A 3,652-nucleotide genomic window follows, 5' to 3' on the forward strand; every position below is an offset into this window, starting at 1 on the left:
CACCGGGCCGGCGGGCGCCACCGGCCTCGAGCGGGATCGTCACCTCGTCCGAGGCCAGGCCGAGCGTCGCCCAGTGCCCGTCGGGTCCCCGGTTGACCCCGATGAGCGCGATGGCCACGCGCCCGCGTTCGCGGTCGGTGATCCGGAGGAAGTACCCCTCCATGGCCGCGCCGTGCGCGCGGAGCGGATCGCCGAAGGGCAGGTCCGCGCCGGTCGCCCGGTATCGCCGGAGGAGTCCCATGCGGATCAGCGTCCCATATCCGGCCGGCCGGCGGTGTCTCAGTCCGCGTCGACCGGGCGGTCGTCCGTGGCCGGATCCAGCTTCCGGACGAGGCTCGGTGCGAGCTCGGAGAGGTCGTACTCGGCGAGGAGGCGGCTGACCTCGTCGTCGTCGACCCCGGACAGCACCCTGGCGATGGTGACACCGTGCGTGGGCTCGCTGACCACCCGGATCTCGTCGCCCGCCCCGACCGGACCCGGGGCGAGGACCCGCGCGTACGCGCCCGGCCGCCCGCCCTCGGTGAAGCGACGCACCCACCGCGGCTTCCCGACACGGTGGGCGAAGGTCTGACACGGGATGCGCGGCGTGGTGACCTCCATGCGCAGGCCGGGTGCCCCGGCGGCACCGGCAGCACCTGCAGCGGCGACCTCGAGCACCGTCCCGATCTGCAGCTGCGAGGTGTCGACGCCCGTCACGCGGAGGTTCTCGCCGAAGAAGCCGGGCGGGATGGGGCCGCCGAACTCGGGTTCCCACTGCTCGACGTCGGAGTCGGAGAGCAGGTAGACGGCCTTCCACACGCCGCCGTGGTGCTTGCGGTCGGCCTGGACGTCGCCGTGGAGGCCGTACTCGCGGACCTGGACCGGGCCCTCGACCGGGCGCTTGTCGATCGCCGTCACGCCGACCCGGCCGGGCACGGTCAGCAGCTGGTCGACCACGCACACGGCCCGGACGGTGAACCACGCGGGCACGGAGGATCCCGCCGGGGTGCTCACTGCCCGAACCTGCGGTTGCGGGCGCTGTACTCGCGGAGTGCGCGCAGGAAGTCCACGCGGCGGAACGCCGGCCAGTAGGCCTCGGTGAACCAGATCTCCGAGTACGCGCTCTGCCACAGCAGGAAGCCCGACAGGCGCTGCTCGCCGGACGTGCGGATCACGAGGTCGGGGTCGGGTTGCCCGGACGTGTAGAGGTGCTCCCCGATGCCCTCGACGGTGATCCCGTCGACGAGGTCGGCTCCCGTCCGGCCCTCGTCGATCAGCTGCTCGACCAGCTCACGGGCCGCGTCGGCGATCTCCTGCCGCCCGCCGTAACCCACCGCGACGTTGACCTTGACGCCCGGTCGGCCGGTGCTCACCTGCTCCGCGTGACGCAGGCGATCGGCCAGCCACTCGGGCAGGAGCTCCAGTCGCCCGACGATGCGGACCTCCCAGTTGCGCTCCGGCCTGGTGATCTCGTCCACGACGTCGGCGATGATCTGCAGCAGTTCGCCGAGCTCGTCGGCGTCGCGGCCGAGGTTCTCGGTGGACAGGAGGTAGATGGTGGCGACGTCGATGCCGAGCTCGTCACACCAGCCCAGCATCTCGGCGATCTTCACCGCGCCGGCCCGGTGGCCGTGTGCGACGTCGGTGAACCCGGCCTCCTTGGCCCACCGGCGGTTGCCGTCGCACATCACGGCGACGTGCCGCGGCAGCCTCTTGCCCTCGAGCGACGACCGCAGTCGGGACTCGTAGAACTTGTACAGGGGGGAGGTGGCCACGCGGGAAAGAGTACCGCGCGGCACCGCCTCCTCTGTGGTGCCCCTGACCCGCTGCGCGCTCGGCTCCGTCGGCCGGCGGGAGTCAGTTCCGTCGGCCGGCGCGCACCGCCGCGGCGAGGGCACGCAGCCCGTCGGCGGTGGTGTCCCATCCCATGCAGGCGTCGGTGACGGACTGCCCGTAGACCAGTTCCTCGGCCTCGACGGACTGGGCGCCGGGCTCGATGAAGCTCTCGATCATCAGCCCGGAGATGCCCTGCTCTCCCCCGCCGATGCGCTCGGCCAACTCGGCCACGACCTCGGCCTGGCGCTCGTGCGACTTGCCCGAGTTGGCGTGGCTGGCGTCGACCATCACGAGACCCGGCAGCCCGACCTTGCCCACGGCCGCGACCGCGGCTGCGACGGACTCGGCGTCGTGGTTCGGCCCGCGGGTGCCGCCGCGCAGGATCACGTGACAGTCCGTGTTGCCCGCCGTCTCCACGACCGCCGCGCGGCCGTCGGCGTCGGTGCCGAAGAACACGTGTCCCGCCGCCGAGGACCGGCACCCGTCCACCGCGACCTGGACCTCGCCGTCGGTGCCGTTCTTGAAGCCGACCGGCATGGACAGGCCCGACACGAGCTGGCGGTGCACCTGGCTCTCCGTGGTGCGGGCGCCGATCGCACCCCAGGAGACGGCGTCGGCGATGTACTGCGGGCTGGTCGGCTCGAGGAACTCGGTGCCGACGGGAAGTCCGAGGTCGAGCACGTCCAGCAGCAGCTTGCGGGCGGTGCGCAGGCCGCGCGGGATGTCGTAGCTCCCGTCGAGCGCGGGGTCGTTGATGAGGCCCTTCCAGCCGACCGTCGTGCGCGGCTTCTCGAAGTACACGCGCATGACGATGAGCAGGTCCTCGGACGTCTCGTCCGCGAGCCGGGCCAGCCGACCGGCGTAGTCGAGTGCGGCGTCGGTGTCGTGAACCGAGCAGGGGCCCACCACGACGAGCAGGCGGTCATCGCGGCCGGCCAGCACGTCGGCGATCTCGGACCGGCTCCGCTCGACCAGCGCCTCGCGGGCCTCTCCCAGCGGGAGCTCGCCGAGGATCTCGGTCGGGGTCGGCAGCGGTGAGTACGACAGGACGCGCCTGTCGGCGGTCTGGGTGGGGTTCTCGGCGGTGATGGTCACGGCGGTCGCTCCTGACGAATCGGTGGTGGCGGGCCGGGTGCCGTGATCCTCTTCGGTGCCCATGTCGCACCCGGATCCGCCGCTGTTGAAAGGCGGAAGGCGGCGACCATGGTGGTCACCGCCTCTGGGCTCCGGGTGTCGACGATCCGTCTAGCGGACGCGTGCGCTCGCGGCGCGGGCTCCACCCGGAGCCCACATAAAGCGCCAATATGCGCGAGCGATCGACATGCGGCCCACCGTAGCAGAACCCGATCAGCTGTGGCCATTCATCCCCTCGTGATCACCACCCGCTCATCCTCCCTCTCCGCCAATCGCACACTTGTGCTTTGAGTGGCACGCCGGTAGAGTCGATCACAGGTTCGATAAGGGTGCGGCGCGGGCGGGGGGTGACCGGGGTGGAGACGACGACGGCGAGGGCGTTCGGTCTCGGCGCGCTGCGCGCGGTGGGGGAGCCGTTGGAGTCGTTGGACGCCTCGGCGCTGAGCGAGGTGGCGCGGTCGGTGACGCTGGCGCAGAACCTGGCCGGGGCCACCCGGCTGCATGCCGCGCACCTGCTGGTCGAGAGTTTCAAGGCGCTGGACGAGGCCGCCCACGGCGAGCCCGGCACCGATACCCGTCCCGCGCACGCCCGCCTGGAACCGGCCGACCGGGCCTGCCACCACCTGGCCGCGGCGATGGCGATGACCGGCTGGCACGCCCGTCACCTGGTCACCGCCGGCGTGCAGATCCACACCCGCCTGCC

Annotated in this window: 3 protein-coding genes and 2 pseudogenes; 1 reads left to right on the forward strand and 4 read right to left on the reverse strand. The window is 72.2% G+C overall.

The genetic code is table 11. The features are described from left to right. The 4 genes and pseudogenes from HMPREF3086_RS04040 to HMPREF3086_RS04055 form a co-directional block, all read right to left on the reverse strand. Positions 1-241, reverse strand: a pseudogene (locus HMPREF3086_RS04040) (hypothetical protein); the annotation flags it as partial. A 38-nt stretch (positions 242-279) separates the two neighbouring features. Continuing rightward, positions 280-993, reverse strand: coding sequence for an MOSC domain-containing protein (locus HMPREF3086_RS04045; protein WP_232303212.1), 714 nt, complete (start codon positions 991-993; stop codon positions 280-282). After that, positions 990-1,754 carry an isoprenyl transferase gene (locus HMPREF3086_RS04050; RefSeq protein ID WP_061230071.1) on the reverse strand — a complete coding sequence of 255 codons (765 nt, stop codon included), beginning with the start codon at positions 1,752-1,754 and terminating at the stop codon, positions 990-992. The genes HMPREF3086_RS04045 and HMPREF3086_RS04050 overlap by 4 nt, the downstream gene beginning before the upstream one ends. Positions 1,755-1,836: 82 nt before the next feature. Then, entirely contained in the window at positions 1,837-2,973 is a 1,137-nt protein-coding gene (locus tag HMPREF3086_RS04055; protein ID WP_371441648.1) for a 3-deoxy-7-phosphoheptulonate synthase, read from the reverse strand. Positions 2,974-3,305: 332 nt separating this feature from the next. Between HMPREF3086_RS04055 and HMPREF3086_RS04060 the strand changes: the two are divergent. Next, positions 3,306-3,652, forward strand: a pseudogene (locus HMPREF3086_RS04060) (hypothetical protein); the annotation flags it as partial.

The organism is Dietzia sp. HMSC21D01, from assembly GCF_001815995.1.
GTDB lineage: Bacteria > Actinomycetota > Actinomycetes > Mycobacteriales > Mycobacteriaceae > Dietzia > Dietzia cinnamea.